The sequence below is a fragment of the Sinomonas cellulolyticus genome, assembly GCF_014656475.1.
In the GTDB taxonomy this organism is placed as follows: Bacteria; Actinomycetota; Actinomycetes; order Actinomycetales; family Micrococcaceae; genus Sinomonas; species Sinomonas cellulolyticus.
The window spans coordinates 292,015-307,098 of the sequence record NZ_BNCM01000003.1 but is presented as its reverse complement, the minus strand read 5'-3'; the positions used below and the strand labels follow the sequence as shown (position 1 = coordinate 307,098).

Here is a 15,084-nt window from a genome sequence, read left to right as displayed (position 1 = left end):
GGCTGATCCAGTCTAGTCGGCGCGCGGAGGGCCCCGAGGGCCGCTACGCTGCCGGCGTGACCGTGGTCTGCCGGCGCACCCATCGATCGCTAGTCGACGGCCGCGGCGTCCTCCGATCCCCGGTAGAGGGCGGCGAGCTCGGCCCGGGAGCTGATCCCGAGCTTCGCGTAGATCCGCGTCAGGTGGTACTGGATGGTCTTGACGGACACGAAGAGCTCGTGTGCCGCCTCGCGGTTGCTCAGCCCCCCGGCTACGAGGCGCGCGACCGCGGCTTCCTGCGCCGTGAAGGCCGGATGCAGCCCCTCCTGCTGGCGCCGCGTGTCCCGGCTCCGTCCTGGATGGTGGGGGACCGTGCGGAAGGCGCTCGTCCCGGCCGCCTGCAGTTCGCGATCGCAGCGCGCCACGTAGACCGTCGCGCCGATCGCCGAGAAGGCATCGCGCGCCGACGCGAGCACCTCGGTCGCGTCCCGCCGACGTCCCGACCGCCGGAGGGTCTGTCCGTAGGCAAAGCGCCCGCGCGCCATGGCATACGGCAGGGAGAGGCCATCGAGCTCGGCGAGCGAGTCCTCGAAGCACCGCACGGCGTCGTCGAGCCTTCCCTGGGCGCCGAGCACGCGTCCCCTCACGTAGCCGAGCCGGGCAATAGTGCTGCGGTGGGCGGCGGCGCCGGCCGCGGCCTCGAGCGGACGCAGGAACGCGTCGGCCTCCTCGACGCGGCCGGTCAGCACGAGCGCGTTCGCGTACACGTCCTGCCACGGCCAGAAGCCCGGCTCGTCGATGCCGCGGGAGCGGTCCAGCCGGACCACGGGCTCGAAAGCGCGCAGGACGGCCGGGTAGTCCCCGGCGCTCTCGGCGACCGCGGCCGCGGCGAGGGCGCCGCCGAGGTGCATGACCGGGTAGGCCTCGGGCCCGGGCTGGGCGAGGCGGCGGTGCCGTGCCGCCTCCTCGGCATCGCCGCGGAGCGCGTGCACCTGCGCTGCGGTGAAGTGCAGGAGCGGCTCCACGAGGTCCATCCCGACCGGCGCGTTGAGGGCGATGCCGGCGCGGGCGACGGCGAGGGCCTCGTCCCAGCGGCCCACGGAGAACTCGGCGCGGGCCAGCCACACGTGTGCCCAGAGGGTGATGCGCAGGGCACCGGGCCGGCGCGCCTGCGGGATCGCCGCCCGCAGCTCGAGGCGTGCCTCGTCGATGTCGTCGAGCGCGAGGGCAAGCCAGCCGCGGCCCAGGTGGAGGCGCTGGTCCCGGCCTCCGAGGTGGGGCGACGATGCGAGCTCGTCGTAGGCCGCGCGTGCCTCCTCGCGCCGCCCGGCCGAGCCGAGCCCCAAGCCGAGCATGGCCCTTGCCTCGATGCCTGCCGCGCTCTCCGGACCGGCGAGGCGCACGGCCCTCTCAGTCCAGTCCAGCAGCGCCGGGATGTCCCAGTCGGCGAGGGCGTTGAGGACGCGGTACTGCGCGATCCGGGACGCGAGGTCCGCGGACCCGAGGGGATCCCTCGTCTCCCACGCCCGGTCCAAGAGGGCGGCTGCGCGCCGCGCGTGGCCCCTGTGGATGGCGTAGTACGCCAGCACCGCGTCCCTCGCCGCGCTCTGGGGGAGGGACTCGATGCGCCGTGCGAGCGGTGCGGCCTGCGGCAGGTCTCCCGCACCGACCATCGCCTCTGCCGCGCGGAGGAGGCGGTTCTCGCGCAGCCCCGGATCCACGTGGAGCTGGCTCGCCGCCATCAGCGCGTCTGCCGAGGCGCTCCAGTCGCCCGCTGCAGCCTCCTCGTCGGCGAGCCGGTCCACCTCCGCTGCCAGGCCGGCGTCGGGCATCGCCGCCGCGGCCACGAGGTGCCGGACGCGCTCGCGGGTGGAGCCGGCCAGGCCTGCCGCGCGCCGGTGCAGCGACGCGCGGTCCCGCGGTCCGAGGCCCGCGTGGACGGCGTCACGGACCAGCGGGTCCCGGAGGGTGAGCTGGAGGCTCCCGGCGACGGTCCGGCACTCGAGGAGCCCGGCGCGCCAGGCGGCGTCTGCCGCGGCGAGCAGGGCTTGCGGGTCGTCGGCGGGAAGGCCTGCGAGCTGGGCGGCGGCCGCCCCGGTGGGGGTGCCGCCCAGGACGCTCACGGCCTCCACGAGCGAGCGCGAGTCCGGCGGCAGGAGGCTGAGGGCAGTCTCCACGCGGGAGGCGACGGAGGGCACGACGGCGCCGGGCCCCTGTGCGGCGAGGGCCTCGGCGCCGAGGGACGCGAGTCCATGGTCGAGGGCCTCGACCGCCAGCCCGGGGTTTCCGCGGCTCACGTTCCACAGAGACTGGGTGGCCTCTGGCGAGAGGTGGACGCCGCTGTGCACTTGGGCCAGCCAGCGCAGTCCCTGGGCCGGGAGCGGGCCCAGGGTGAGCCGGCGCGCTCCCACGGCGTCGGCGAAGGAGGCCGCAGGGCTCCCCGGGTCCGCTCCTCCGGAGCGCAGTGCCGCGAGCAGAGCCACGGGGCCGCGGACACGCCGCGCGGCGTAGGCCAGCGCTTCGAGGGAGAGGACGTCGGCGTCCTCGAGCGAATCGATGAAGACCAGGACCGGGCCGCGCGCGGCGAGAGCCGTGAGCCGGGCCAGGGCCGCGCGTCCGGCGGGGAGCCATGCGGGCTGGGCTGTCGCATCATGGGGGTCGGTGGGTGTCCCCGTCCCGCCTGTATCCTCGTCCGGCACGAGGCCGAGCTGGGCGAGGACGCCGCCCACGAGCTCCCGCTCCCAGGGCGACGCATCCGCGCGGGCTACGGCGACTCCCGGATGGGCCGCCAGGAAGGCCTCGCAGAGCGTCGTCTTGCCCATGCCCGCCGGCCCCTCGACCACCGCGCACAGTGGCCTGCCGGGCGCGGCTCCGCCGGACACGGCCGCGCCCAGGAGCGAGTCCAGCTCGGACAGCTCCTGGGCGCGTGAGACCGCCTCGTCGCGGGAATTCAGCATGCTCCGACCGTAGCCGTACGGCCCGCTGAGCGCATTCCCCGGGATACCCTGTGACCGTCCATCGGACAGGACACGGCGCGAGGCCTCACCGGATGGCCGGCTCCGGCTCGCCGTCGGGGGCGTGGCGCTCCGCACCTGCCGGGGTCGCGGCGCCCTCGTCGCTGCCCCCACCATGCACGGGGGTGCTCCGGGGCCGCGGGACGAGGGCCGTCACGGCAGCGCCGAGCAGAGCGACGACGGCGAACAGCCAGAATGCGGTCTGGCCGGTGACTCCCGCAGAGAGCAGGAGGCCGCCGAGGAGCGGGCCGAGGATGCCGCCCAGTCGTCCGAAGCCCGCGCACCACGCCACTCCCGCGGCTCGGGTCCGGGTCGTGTAGAAGTTGGACACGAAGCCGTAGACGAGGACCTGGGTCCCGATGGTCCCGATGCCCGCGACACCCACAGCGGTCAGGAGGACGGCGAACGGCATCTGGAAGCTCAGGAGGATCAGGGCGAGTGCCGCGAGCGCGAACGTGCCCGCGATGATCCGCTTGGGACCTGTCCTGTCGACGGTCGCCGACGCGACGAGCCCGCCCACGATCGCGGACGCGTTGAGCACGAGCAGGAACGTGAGCGAGTACGCCTTGCCGAACCCGTACTGGCCCATGATCTCCGGCAGCCACGTGTTGAGGCCGTAGGTCAAGAGGAGACCGGCGAAGCTCATGAGGCCGAGAAGGGCCGTGGGGAGAGCGAAGCGGCGGGTGGCCAGGCCTGCGAAACCCGCGGGCTCGCCGTCGTCCGCTGCGGGGCGATGTTCCGCGCTGTGCGCAGCGGTCGGCTGCGCCGGAGGTGGAAGCACGACGCCGGTGCGGCGGCTGAGCGCCTCGGCCTCGGCCGAACGGCCGCGCGCCAGGAGCCACAGGGGCGACTCAGGCAGCCTCGCCGCCGCGAGGGGGAGGATGACCACGAGAGGGGCGGCGCCGACCCAGAAGAGGGGGCGCCAGTCGGCACCGTTGTTGAATGCGAGCGCCAGGAGCGAGGCGAGCACGCCGCCCGCCGGCACACCGGAGTAGACGATGGCGTTGTAGAAGTTGCGCCTGTTCTTGGGCGCGAATTCGGCGACAATGGCGCCCGCGGTGGCCACGAGCGAGCCGACGCCGATGCCCGTGACGAACCGGAAGGTGCCGAACGCCACGACGTCGGTGGCCAGCGCCGTGGCGCCCATGCCGAGTGAGAACCAGGCGAGCGCGGCGAGCATGACCTTTCGGCGGCCCACGAAGTCGCCGATCGCGCCGCTGGCGAGCGCCCCGACCATGACGCCGATGAGCGCGTAGCTGCCGAGGACGCCGGCTGTGGCGGGATCGAGGTGGCCGATCTGGTTGGGGTCCCTCATGAGGCCCGAGACGACGGTGCCATAGACCACGAGGTCATAGCCGTCGAACGTGAGGGCCGCCGTGCCGAGGGCGACGACCCAGACCAGGGTGCTGCGCTGCCGCTGCCCGAGGGCAGCCTGTGCTGAAGATGACATGCAAGACTCCGATGTCTGTGCTGGGATCTGGAGCTGGACAACTGCTGGTGATGCGTGATGGTTCTTTACTGCTGATTCGAAGCCGCCCCCGGACCCGTGGGGGACCGGGGGCGGCAACGCGTTGGGGGAGGGCCTCAGCCGAGGTCGCCTCCGGCCACGGGCAGGATGGTGCCCGTGATGTAGGACGCCTCGTCCGAGGCGAGGAAGCAGATGGCGGCGGCCTGCTCGTCGAGCGTCCCGTACCGCTTCATGAGCGACGAGTCCACGGTCTGGTCCACGATCTGCTGGTACCAGGCCTTCTCCTGCTCCGTCTGGGGGAGCGGTCCCCGCTGGACGGCGCGGGCAGGGGCCTCGGTGCCGCCGGGTGCGGTGGCCACAACGCGCACCCCGTGCGGCGCGGCCTCGAGGGCAAGCGCGGTCGTGATCGCCCGCACCCCGCCTTTCGACGCCGCATACGGGACACGGTTGACGCCCCGCGTGGCCACCGAGCCGACGTTGACGATCGTGCCGGTCCTCTGGGCGATGAGGTGGGGGAGCACCGCGCGGCACATCCACAGCGTCGGGAAGAGCGAGCGGCGCACCTCCTTCTCGATCTCCTCGGGCGTGTAGTGCTCGTACGGCTTGGCCCAGATCGTGCCGCCCACGTTGTTGACCACGACGTCGATCCGCCCCGCTGCGGCGATCGCCGCCTCGGTGGCGGCCTGCGCGCCGTCGAACGTCTCGAGGTCCGCCGTCACGCTGTGCACGGGAGCGGGGTCCGGATACGCGGCGGCCGCCTCACGGACTCCTGCGGCGACCTCGTGCACGAGCTCCGCCCGGTCGACGAGGACTACACCTCCGCCCTCGGCCGCGATGCGCTCCGCGACCGCGCGCCCGATCCCCTGGGCAGCGCCCGTGACCACGACGGACCGTCCCGTGAAGCGGCCACGGTGGGCGGAAGGACCGGCCGCCGTGCGCCTCCCCGCCGCCCTGGAAGGGGCGGTGTCCGTCGTCGTCATGCGACCGCGCCCGCGAGGGCCGGGGCCGGTGCAGCGCCGACCGCGAACCGCTCGTAGTAGAAGTTGGCCGGTGCGATGCCCTCGCCGTCGAAGTACCGGCGCACGGCGTCGACCATGGCGGGCGGCCCGCACAGGTACACGTCCACGTCGCCGTCGTTGAGGTGCTCCGGCAGCAGGTGCTGCGTGACGTAGCCCTTCTTCGGGTGGTCCGACTCGGCGTCGGCCACGATCGTGTCGAAGGTGAAGCCGGGGATCGCCGCCGCGTAGCGCTCGAGTGCCTCGACCTCGACGAGGTCCTTGTCCCACGTGGCGCCGTACGCGAGGTGGATCGGGAAGGCCGGGACGGACCCCTCAGACGCGGCCTGTGCGAGCTTCTCGAGCATCGCCAGCTGCGGGGCAATGCCCGTTCCGCCCGCGAGCATGAGGGTGGGGCGCTTGATGTCGCGAAGGAAGAAGCTGCCCTTGGGCCCCTCGAGGGTGAGGGTGTCGCCCACCGCGGCACGCTCCTTCAGGTAGGTGGTCATGACGCCGTCGGGCGCGGTGCGGACCAGGAAGGTGAGCTTCTCGGCAGTCGGGCCGGACGAGAAGGAGTAGCTGCGCTCCTCGTCCGTGCCCGGGACCTTGACGTTCATGTACTGGCCGGGGAGGTAGGCGAGCTTCTCGCGCTCCTCGACGGCGAGCGTGAGGCCGGCGGTGTTGTCGGCGTACCAGTGGAGCTTCTCGATGGTGGCCGTGAACTGGCCCACGCCGCTCTTGGCCATCTCGGCGGTGCCGGAGATGCGCAGCACGAGGTCGCTCTGGGGGGTCATCTGGCAGGGCAGGCAGTAGCCGGCGTCGGCCTCGTCGTCGGTGAGCGCGTCCTCGATGTAGTCGCCGCCGTCGTACGTCCCGGACTCGCAGAACGCCTTGCACGTCCCGCACGCGCCGTCGCGGCAGTCCAGGGGGATGTTGATGCGGGAGCGGTAGGACGCGTCGGCGACCGTCTGGCCCGGGGCGACGGAGATGAAGCGCGTGACGCCGTCCTCGAAGGCGAGGGCAACGGAGTGGCTGGTGGAGTCAGGTGCAGTGGTCATGGGTGTCCTCCTCAGATGTGGTAGATGTCCACGACGTGGTGGATGTAGTCGTTCTTGAGGACGACCTTCTTCCTGGTGATCACCGGCTGGGTGCCGGAGAAGTCGATCGTGTAGAAGGAGTCGCCGAAGTAGGTGTCGACCGTGTTGTAGCGGTAGTAGAGCGTGAACCAGTTGAAGCGGACGTCCACGACGTCGTCCTCCTGGCTGAGGATCTCGACGTTGGTGATGTTGTGGCCCGTGCGCGGGTCCGGGAGGCTCGTGGCGCCCGAGCGCTCCGTCTTGATCCGGAACACGCGATCCTCGAGGCCGCCCCGGTTGGGGTAGTAGATGAGCGAGATCTCGCGCTGGGGGTCCTCGGTGAGGGTGTCGTCGTCGGCCCAGGCGGGCATCCAGAACTCGGCCTCGGGGTGGTAGCAGTCCACCCACCGGTCGAATTCGCGGTCGTCGAGGAAGCGGGCCTCGCGGTAGAGGAACTGGCGCACGTCCTCGAGCCCGATGGTCCCGGGCACGATCGTGGTCATGAGGGTCATGGGGATGTCTCTCCTTGAAGGAACTGGCGAAGTAACCGGGCCGGGATCAGTGGTGCGAGCACGCGGACTGCAGGTGGGCGGCGGGGCAGGGAGCGGCACCCTGGCGCTCGGCCTCCTCGAGGCGCTCCTCGGACTCCACCGCGGCGCGCATCGTCTCGCGCCAATAGCCGTGCTGGATGGGGTAGAGCCCCTCATCCTCAGTCTTGACGCCGCTCGAGAGCGGGTTCAGGCCCAGGCCCTTCGCGGTCTCGTCGGGCCCGGTCAGCTGGTGCGCCTGGCCGCGGCTCATGTCATTCCACGGCGCGGCGCTCGCGAGGTACGTCTTCTGGCACGAGCGGAACTCCTCGAGGTCGTCCGGGGTGGCCATGCCCGTGGCGTTGAAGAAGTCCTCGTACTGGCGGATGCGGTTGGCGCGCGCCTCGGCGGACTCGCCCTTCGGGGCGATGCAGTAGATGGTCACCTCGGTCTTGTCCACCGAGATCGGGCGGAAGTGCCGGATCTGCGAGCTGAACTGGTCCATGAGGTAGACGTTCGGGTACAGGCACAGGTTGCGGGAGGCGCCAACCATGAACTCGGCGCGCTCGGCCCCGAACTGCTCCGTCCACTCCTCCTTCTTGTCGAAGTTCGGGCGGTCCTGCGGGTTGCCCCACCACATCCACAGCAGCAGGTGGCCGTGCTCGAACGAGTAGTAGCCCCCGCCCTGCTTGCCCCACGTGCCGGCGTCCATCGCCTTCGTCTCGTTGCTCGACTCGCCCGTGCCGCGCCGGGAGGTGGTCGCTGCGTAGTTCCAGTGCGTCGCCGAGACGTGGTAGCCGTCCGCGCCGTTCTCCGCCTGCACCTTCCAGTTGCCGTCGTAGGTGTAGGTCGAGGCACCGCGCAGGACCTCGAGGCCCTCGGGGGACTGGTCCACGATCATGTCGATGATCTTCGTGGCCTCGCCGAGGTGCTCCTCGAGGGGCTTCACGTCCGGATTGACGCTGCCGAAGAGGAAGCCGCGGTAGCTGTCGAAGCGGGCCACCTTGGTCAGATCGTGCGAGCCGTCCTTGTTGAACTGCTCCGGGTAGCCCGCGTCGCGGGGGTCCTTGACCTTGAGGAGCTTGCCGTTGTTCGAGAACGTCCAGCCGTGGAACGGACACGTGAAGGTCGTGCGGTTGTCCGTCTTGCGGCGGCAGAGCATGGCGCCACGGTGGCTGCACGCATTGATGTGGGCGTACAGCTCGCCGTCCTTGGCGCGCGAGATCACGACCGGCTGGCGGCCGATGTAGGTGGTGAAGTAGTCACCCACGTTGGGGATCTGGCTCTCGTGCGCCAGGTAGACCCAGTTGCCCTCGAAGATGTACTTCATCTCGAGCTCGAACAGCTCCTCATCGGTGAAGATGCTGCGCTTCGCCCGGTACGTGCCGGTCGACGCGTCCTCGATGAGCGCGTCGGAGAGCTGGGCACGGACATGGTCCAGGGTTTCCGTCATGGTTGTCTCCCTTGCCTGTTGCCTTCCACGACGTCCTCGTCGCGGGCTGTGAAAGAGCCTGCCAAGGCGTGAGGCCGATCACACTGGGGGATTGCCTAGGCTCGGCCAAGGGTGCTTTTCAAACGCGTCGGATATCAATTGGATGGAACTAGGTATTTGTGCAGATGCAATGACTCCTCCTAGCGTGAAGTCAGCGCGAGCCACTGTGCCGCCCATCACCCAATCACGGCTGATCATCGAGGAGGATGACATGAGCCAGACCCTTTCCGAATTCGACGCGAAGGCTGCCGAGTCAGGCAACAAGGCCACCGAGCGGTTCAAGGAGAGCGGCAAGCGTGCGAGCCTGGACGTTCCCAAGGAGCGCGTCTCGCTCCTTGCCCGTGAGGTCCTCGAGGCGGTCTACGCCACCATCCGCAAGCACAAGGTCACCTACGCCGAGTACAACGCGCTCAAGGACTGGCTGATCAGCGTCGGCGAGGACGGCGAGTGGCCGCTCTTCCTCGACGTGTGGGTCGAGCACGTTGTCGAGGAGGTGGCCACCGAGAACCGCAAGGGCTCCAAGGGCACCATCGAGGGGCCGTACTACGTGCCGAACTCTCCCGAGCAGCCCACGCCGGCCCGCCTGCCGCGCCGCGAGGACGAGCCGGGAACCGAGCTGACGTGGAAGGGCCAGATCCGCGACCTGGACGGCAACGGCCTCCCGGGCAAGGTGGAGATCTGGCACGCCGACGGCGCCGGGTTCTACTCGCAGTACGCGCCGGGCCTGCCCGAGTGGAACCTGCGCGGCACGGTCCTCGCCGACGAGAACGGCAACTTCGAGATCCAGACCATGCGTCCGGCCCCGTACCAGATCCCGACCGACGGCGCGTGCGGCAAACTCATCGCCGCGGCCGGCTGGCACGCGTGGCGCCCGGCCCACATCCACGTGAAGGTCTCCGCGCCGGGCCACGAGCTGATCACCGCGCAGCTCTACTTCCCGGGCGACGCCCACAACGACGACGACATCGCCTCGGCCGTCAAGCCCGAGCTCATCCTCGACCCGAAGCCCGCAGCGGACGGCAAGGGCGAGGAGATGGTCTACGACTTCGTCCTCGACCCCGAGGACTGAGCCCCGCGACTCCAGCACCGGAGTCTGAGCACCAGGCCCCTGCAGGAAGGCATCCGCGCAGGACGCCGCACGACGCGGCGCAGGAAGGGCCCCGCCGAGAGCACTCGGCGGGGCCCTTCCTGCGGTCTGCGGCCTGCTGCCTGCGCGCCCGGACGGCCGTTCGGGCGCACTCGGGGCGGAACCATGCTGCAACGACAAAGCACCCCCGGCCCATACGGACCGGGGGTGCTTGCGGTGCCCTCGATAGGATTCGAACCTACGGCCTTCTGCTCCGGAGGCAGACGCTCTATCCCCTGAGCTACGAGGGCATCAGGCTTCCCTTGCGGGAACTCATCGAGCTTATCAGGTGCCCGGGGTCAGGACGCAAACCGGGACCGGCCCGCGCGGCGGCCGCGCGGGGCGGCGGCGGTGACGCTGCAGAACCTACTCCCTGTAGTGCTCGACGACGTCTGCCGGACGCACCGAGGCCTCGTCCGGATCCTCGCCGAACTCGCGCTTGGCACGGCGCTGGCGCAGGAGGTCCCAGCACTGGTCGAGCTGCTCCTCGACCTCCCCGAGCCTGACGGAGTTCGACGCATCGGTACCGGTGCCTGCGGGATGCTCCGCGCGCAGCGTGTGCTCTTCGTCGATGAGGTCCCGGATCCGGTCCAGTATGTCCTTGTCCATGGAAGCCACGATAGCGTCGTGGGGTGAGACGACAACCCCGCGCGGAGCGGAAACCGGCGAGGGCCCGGACGGGCGGGAGGCCGGAGCGGCGCGGCCTGTTCCTCGTGGCGGCCGGCCTGTTCCTCGTGGCGTTCACGCTGCGCACCGCGGTGACCAGCGTCCCGCCGCTGACGGAGGGCATCGGCCACGACCTCTTCCTGCCGTCCTGGCTCGTGGCGGTCCTGGGCATGCTGCCTACGGCACTGTTCGGCGTCGCCGGCCTCGCCACACCCCTCCTCATGCGGGCGTGGAGCGTCGAGGCGATCTCCGTCGCCGCAATGGCGGCCTCGGGCGCGGGGCAGGTGCTCCGTGCGGCCGCGCCGGAGACTGGCATGTTCCTCGCGGGCTCGGCCCTCGCGCTGGCCGGCATGGGAGTGGGCAACGTCGTCCTGCCTCCCATCGTGCGCAAGTACTTCCCCGAGCGGGTGGGGCTCTTCACCGCCCTGTACGTGACGGTCATCAACGCGGGCACCACCATTCCGCCGCTCCTGGCGGTGCCCGTGGCCGACGCCGCCGGGTGGCGGCTCTCCATCGGGTGGTGGGCCGCGCTGAACATCCTCGCGATCCTCCCCTGGCTGAGCGTGTGGCCCGCGCGCGGGCGGCGGATGCCGTCCCCGACGGGGTCCGTGGCCGCCACGCGCTCGCCTTCCCCTGCGTCGGGGAGTTCACCCGAGCGCACCGGCTCGCCTGAGCCGACCAGCCGCCTCCGGGCGCACGACGGCGGCTCCGCGCCACGCGCCGTCGTCCGCGGCAGCGGGCGGGTCACCGTGCGTCCGTGGCGTGCGCCGGCGGCGTGGGCACTCGCCCTGATGTTCGGGTGCACGTCCCTGAACACGTATGCGATGTTCGCGTGGCTGCCCGGCATCGTGGCGGAGGCGGGGCTGGGCCCCGCCGCTGCAGGCGTCCAGGTCGGGATCTTCGCCGGCCTGGGCCTGCCGCTGAGCCTCGCGGTGCCGATCCTGGCCTCGCGCCTGCGGAACCCGTTCCCCGTCGTCGCGTTCGGCGTGACGGGCTTCGCGGCCGGGTACCTCGGCCTCCTGCTCGCCCCGGGCACGGCCACGTGGCTCTGGTCCACGCTCGCGGGCCTCGGGCCGGCGACCTTCCCCCTCGCGCTCGTGCTCGTCAACCTGCGCACCCGCTCGCATCAGGCCTCCGGAGCGGTGTCCGGGTTCGCGCAGGGCGTGGGGTACGTGGTGGCATGCACCGGTCCGCTCCTGGTCGGGCTCCTCCACGACGCGACCGGGACCTGGACGCCGTCCTTCGCGTTCCTCGGGCTGACCCTCGTGGTGCTCGGCGTCTCCGGGTGGGTGATCAGCAGGCCGCACTGCATCGACGACCACCCCCGCGTCGTCGAGCCCGCGTACCCGGAACGGGCCCGCGCCTCGGGCGCCCAGGACGAGCGCGCCTCGGGCGCCCAGGACGAGCGCGCATCGGGGCCGGCGGAGGTCTGCGGGGAGCGGTAGGGTTTCGACCCGGATTCAGCGCGCGCGCACGGCGCCGGTAGGCTAGGGGGGTGACTCCCGAAGAACTTTCCGCCGCTCTCTCTGCCTGCCTCGCCGACGCCGTCCGCGCCGGCGAGATCACTGTGGACGTGCCGGAAGGTATCCGAGTGGAGCGCCCCAAGAACCGGGAGCACGGCGACTGGGCCACGAACATTGCCCTCCAGCTGGCCAAGAAGGCCGGGATGGCACCGCGCGCCTTCGCGGACATCCTTGCGGAGCGGCTCAGCGCCGTGGACGGGATCGCTTCGGTGGACGTGGCCGGCCCGGGCTTCCTGAACATCACCCTCGACGCCGCTGCCGCCGGGGCCCTCGCCAAGGCCATCGTCGAGGCCGGCCGGGCCTACGGCACGAACGAGGCGCTCGCCGGGCACGTGGTGAACATGGAGTTCGTCTCGGCGAACCCCACCGGTCCCCTCCACATCGGCCACACCCGGTGGGCGGCGCTCGGCGACTCGATCGCCCGGGTCCTGAAGGCCTCGGGGGCGGACGTGACCCGCGAGTACTACATCAACGACGCCGGCAACCAGATGAACGTCTTCGCCAACTCCGTCCTGTCCAGGATCCGCGGGCGCGAGGTGCCGGAGGGCGGCTATCCGGGCCAGTACATTGCGGATCTGGGCCACGAGGTCCTCGCAGAGCACCCGGACGTGCGAGAACTCACGGACGAGGCCGCGCTGCCCGTGGTCCGTGAGGCCGCCTACGCCGCACAGATGAAGGACATCACCGCCACGCTCGCCGAGTTCGGCGTCACGTTCGACGTCTACTTCTCCGAGCGGGACGGGCTGCACGACTCGGGGGCTATCGAGGGAGCCGTGAAGCGCCTGCGCGAGCAGGGCCATGTCTTCGATTCGGAGGGCGCCGTCTGGCTGCGCACCACCGACTTCGGCGATGACAAGGACCGCGTCCTCATCCGCGCGAACGGGGAGCCCACGTACTTCGCCGCCGACGCCGCCTACTACCTCTCGAAGAAGGACCGCGGGTTCCCCGAGAAGGTCTACCTCCTCGGAGCCGACCACCACGGCTATGTGAACCGCCTCAAGGCCATCGCGGCCTGCGCCGGTGACGACCCGGACGCGAGCATCGAGATCCTCATCGGCCAGCTCGTCTCGGTGAACGGTGCGAAGCTGTCCAAGCGCGCGGGCAACATCATCGAGCTCAAGGACCTCATCGAGTGGCTCGGCAAGGACGCGGTGCGCTACTCGCTCGCACGCTACCCCGCCGACTCGCCGCTCACGCTCGACCCCGAGCTCCTGAGGAAGAACTCGAACGAGAACCCGGTGTTCTACGTCCAGTACGCCCATGCGCGCTCTCGCGGCGCGGCCCGCAACGCCGAGGCTGCGGGCGTGGCACGCACCGTGGACGGCCGCGACGCGTTCGACGGCGCGCTGCTCACCCACCCGACCGAGGGCAACCTCCTCGCGCACTTGGCCGCATACCCCTCGATCGTGGCGAAGGCCGCCGAGTTCCGCGAGCCGCACCGCGTGGCCAGGCACCTCGAGTCGATCGCGAGCGCCTACCACTCCTGGTACGACAACTGCCGCATCTCGCCCCAGGGCGACGAGGAGGTCACCGACCTCAACCGCACCCGCCTGTGGCTCAACGACGCCACGAGCCAGGTCCTCGCCAACGGCCTGGACCTCCTCGGTGTCTCCGCACCGGAAAGGATGTAGTCCGTGCCCGAGACGACCCTCAGCGCCGCCTCCGCGGCGCCCTCGCCGCTGGCCCCCGAGTGGCTGGGAATCCCGGCGGACCTCAACCGGCTCGCCCCCGCGCTCTGGGCGCACGACGCCGAGCGGGGCCCCAGCGGCGGACTCACCCTCGCCGGCCTCGCCGTCGGGGAGATCAAGACCCGGTTCGGCTCGCCGGTGTTCGTCCTGTCCGAGTCCGACTTCCGGGCCCGCGCCCGGGCCTTCAAGCAGTCATTCGACACCGCGTTCGCCGATGTCTGCGGGGGAGTGGACGTCTACTACGCAGGCAAGTCCTTCCTGTGCACGGCCGTCGCCGCGTGGGTCCGCGAGGAGGGCCTCCGGCTCGACACAGCCTCGGGCGGCGAGCTGGCCGTGGCCCAGCGCGCCGGGACGCCGGGGGAACTCATCGGCCTGCACGGCAACAACAAGTCGGACGCCGAGATCCGCCGTGCGCTCGACTACGGCGTGGGCCGGATCATCGTCGACAGCCTCGACGAGCTCGAGCGCGTGGCCCGCATCGCTGCTGACCGGGGGACGGATACCCCCGGCTCAGCACCGGACGGATCGGAGGCGCCCCGGGCCAAGGTGATGCTCCGGCTCACTCCCGGCGTCCACGCGCACACGCACGAGTTCATCGCCACTGCCCATGAGGACCAGAAGTTCGGCCTGTCGATGGCGCCGGGCACCGCGAGCCCGGGGTTCAGCGGTGCGGGCGCCGAAGGGGCGCCCGAGGGCGCTGCGAGCATGGCCGAGGAGGCGGTCGCTGCGGCCGCCGGCCACGACAGCATCGAGCTGCTCGGCGTCCACTGCCACATCGGATCGCAGATCTTCGAGCCTGAGGGATTCGAGGCCGCCGCGGTGAAGCTCCTGCGGTTCGTCGCCGACATGCGCTCCTCCTACGGGGTCGCGTTGCCCGAGCTCGACCTGGGCGGCGGCTATGGCATCGCCTATGTGCCGGGGGACACGCCCCGACCGCCGGCCGAGATCGCGGAGGCGCTCGCCGGCGTCGTGCGCGAGACCTGTGCGGAGCTGGGCATCACGGCCCCGCGAATCTCGATCGAGCCGGGCCGGGCAATCGTCGGCTCGACGACCTTCACCCTGTACGAGGTGGGGACGATCAAGGACGTCGTCGTTGATGTACCAGTCGGGGACCTGCCGGCATCGGGCGAGGCGGTGACGGCGGTGCGCCGCTACGTCTCGGTGGACGGCGGCATGAGCGACAACCCGCGGCCGGTCCTCTACGACGCCGACTACTCGGTGGTGCTCGCCAACCGCACCTCCGACGCCCCAGCGCAGCTCGTGCGGGTCGTCGGCAAGCACTGCGAGAGCGGGGACATCGTGGTCCGCGACGCGTACCTGCCGGCCGATGTGCGCGCGGGCGACCTGCTGGCCGTCCCCGGGACCGGTGCCTACTGCTGGGCGCTGTCGAGCAACTACAACTACCTCGCGCGCCCGGGCGTGCTGGCCGTCCGGGACGGCGACGCACGCTGGATCGTGCGCCCCGAGACCGAAGACGACCTGCTCTCGCGCGATATGGGAGTGTAACCCGCATGCGGGAGAACGGAGAGA

Annotated in this window: 11 protein-coding genes and 1 tRNA gene; 4 read left to right on the top strand and 8 right to left on the bottom strand. The window is 71.3% G+C overall.

The annotated features are described in order from the left end of the window. Positions 1-89: 89 nt before the first annotated feature. The 6 genes from IE231_RS05475 to benA form a co-directional block, all read right to left on the bottom strand. Positions 90-2,936, bottom strand: coding sequence for a helix-turn-helix transcriptional regulator (locus tag IE231_RS05475; RefSeq protein WP_189692916.1), 2,847 nt, complete (start codon positions 2,934-2,936; stop codon positions 90-92). A gap of 85 nt (positions 2,937-3,021) precedes the next feature. Then, positions 3,022-4,443, bottom strand: a complete 1,422-nt coding sequence (locus IE231_RS05470; RefSeq protein ID WP_189692915.1) for an MFS transporter — start codon at positions 4,441-4,443, stop codon at positions 3,022-3,024. A 134-nt stretch (positions 4,444-4,577) separates the two neighbouring features. Continuing rightward, complete coding sequence (locus IE231_RS05465) at positions 4,578-5,441, bottom strand: 1,6-dihydroxycyclohexa-2,4-diene-1-carboxylate dehydrogenase (protein WP_189692914.1); 864 nt, start codon at positions 5,439-5,441, stop codon at positions 4,578-4,580. Then, positions 5,438-6,514 (bottom strand): benzoate 1,2-dioxygenase electron transfer component BenC, encoded by a 1,077-nt coding sequence (gene benC, locus IE231_RS05460; RefSeq protein ID WP_189692913.1) that lies wholly within the window; start codon positions 6,512-6,514, stop codon positions 5,438-5,440. The genes IE231_RS05465 and benC overlap by 4 nt, the downstream gene beginning before the upstream one ends. An 11-nt stretch (positions 6,515-6,525) precedes the next feature. Then, positions 6,526-7,044 carry a benzoate 1,2-dioxygenase small subunit gene (gene benB, locus IE231_RS05455; protein WP_304944921.1) on the bottom strand — a complete coding sequence of 173 codons (519 nt, stop codon included), beginning with the start codon at positions 7,042-7,044 and terminating at the stop codon, positions 6,526-6,528. A gap of 46 nt (positions 7,045-7,090) precedes the next feature. Continuing rightward, complete coding sequence (gene benA / locus IE231_RS05450) at positions 7,091-8,512, bottom strand: benzoate 1,2-dioxygenase large subunit (RefSeq protein WP_189692912.1); 1,422 nt, start codon at positions 8,510-8,512, stop codon at positions 7,091-7,093. A gap of 250 nt (positions 8,513-8,762) precedes the next feature. Between benA and catA the strand changes: the two genes are divergently transcribed. Beyond that, positions 8,763-9,620 (top strand): catechol 1,2-dioxygenase, encoded by an 858-nt coding sequence (gene catA / locus IE231_RS05445; RefSeq protein ID WP_189692911.1) that lies wholly within the window; start codon positions 8,763-8,765, stop codon positions 9,618-9,620. A 235-nt stretch (positions 9,621-9,855) separates the two neighbouring features. On the opposite strand, the gene IE231_RS05440 is transcribed toward catA, so the two are convergent. Both IE231_RS05440 and IE231_RS05435 read right to left on the bottom strand, forming a co-directional pair. Then, positions 9,856-9,928 (bottom strand) — tRNA-Arg (locus IE231_RS05440). Positions 9,929-10,043: 115 nt separating this feature from the next. Continuing rightward, the gene (locus tag IE231_RS05435) at positions 10,044-10,286 is read right to left on the bottom strand and encodes a DUF2630 family protein (RefSeq protein WP_201896939.1); all 243 of its coding nucleotides are present in this window, start codon (positions 10,284-10,286) and stop codon (positions 10,044-10,046) included. A 23-nt stretch (positions 10,287-10,309) separates the two neighbouring features. On the opposite strand from IE231_RS05435, the gene IE231_RS05430 reads away from it, so the two are divergent. Genes IE231_RS05430 through lysA form a run of 3 tightly spaced genes read left to right on the top strand, consistent with a single transcriptional unit; the run spans position 10,310 to position 15,060 of the window. Beyond that, positions 10,310-11,788 (top strand): MFS transporter, encoded by a 1,479-nt coding sequence (locus IE231_RS05430; RefSeq protein ID WP_201896938.1) that lies wholly within the window; start codon positions 10,310-10,312, stop codon positions 11,786-11,788. Between the two features lie 50 nt (positions 11,789-11,838). Continuing rightward, a complete protein-coding gene (gene argS / locus IE231_RS05425) occupies positions 11,839-13,497 on the top strand; it encodes an arginine--tRNA ligase (RefSeq protein ID WP_189692910.1) in 1,659 nt (552 codons plus the stop codon). A 3-nt stretch (positions 13,498-13,500) separates the two neighbouring features. Continuing rightward, entirely contained in the window at positions 13,501-15,060 is a 1,560-nt protein-coding gene (gene lysA / locus IE231_RS05420; RefSeq protein WP_189692909.1) for a diaminopimelate decarboxylase, read from the top strand. The last annotated feature ends 24 nt before the right edge of the window (positions 15,061-15,084 follow it).

Coding starts and splice junctions, on each gene's coding strand:
- catA (WP_189692911.1), top strand. CDS start 8,763: ATGAGCCAGACCCTTTCCGAATTCGACGCGAAGGCTGCCGAGTCAGGC.
- IE231_RS05435 (WP_201896939.1), bottom strand. CDS start 10,286: ATGGACAAGGACATACTGGACCGGATCCGGGACCTCATCGACGAAGAG.
- IE231_RS05465 (WP_189692914.1), bottom strand. CDS start 5,441: ATGACGACGACGGACACCGCCCCTTCCAGGGCGGCGGGGAGGCGCACG.
- benC (WP_189692913.1), bottom strand. CDS start 6,514: ATGACCACTGCACCTGACTCCACCAGCCACTCCGTTGCCCTCGCCTTC.
- benA (WP_189692912.1), bottom strand. CDS start 8,512: ATGACGGAAACCCTGGACCATGTCCGTGCCCAGCTCTCCGACGCGCTC.
- IE231_RS05470 (WP_189692915.1), bottom strand. CDS start 4,443: ATGTCATCTTCAGCACAGGCTGCCCTCGGGCAGCGGCAGCGCAGCACC.
- IE231_RS05475 (WP_189692916.1), bottom strand. CDS start 2,936: ATGCTGAATTCCCGCGACGAGGCGGTCTCACGCGCCCAGGAGCTGTCC.
- benB (WP_304944921.1), bottom strand. CDS start 7,044: ATGACCCTCATGACCACGATCGTGCCCGGGACCATCGGGCTCGAGGAC.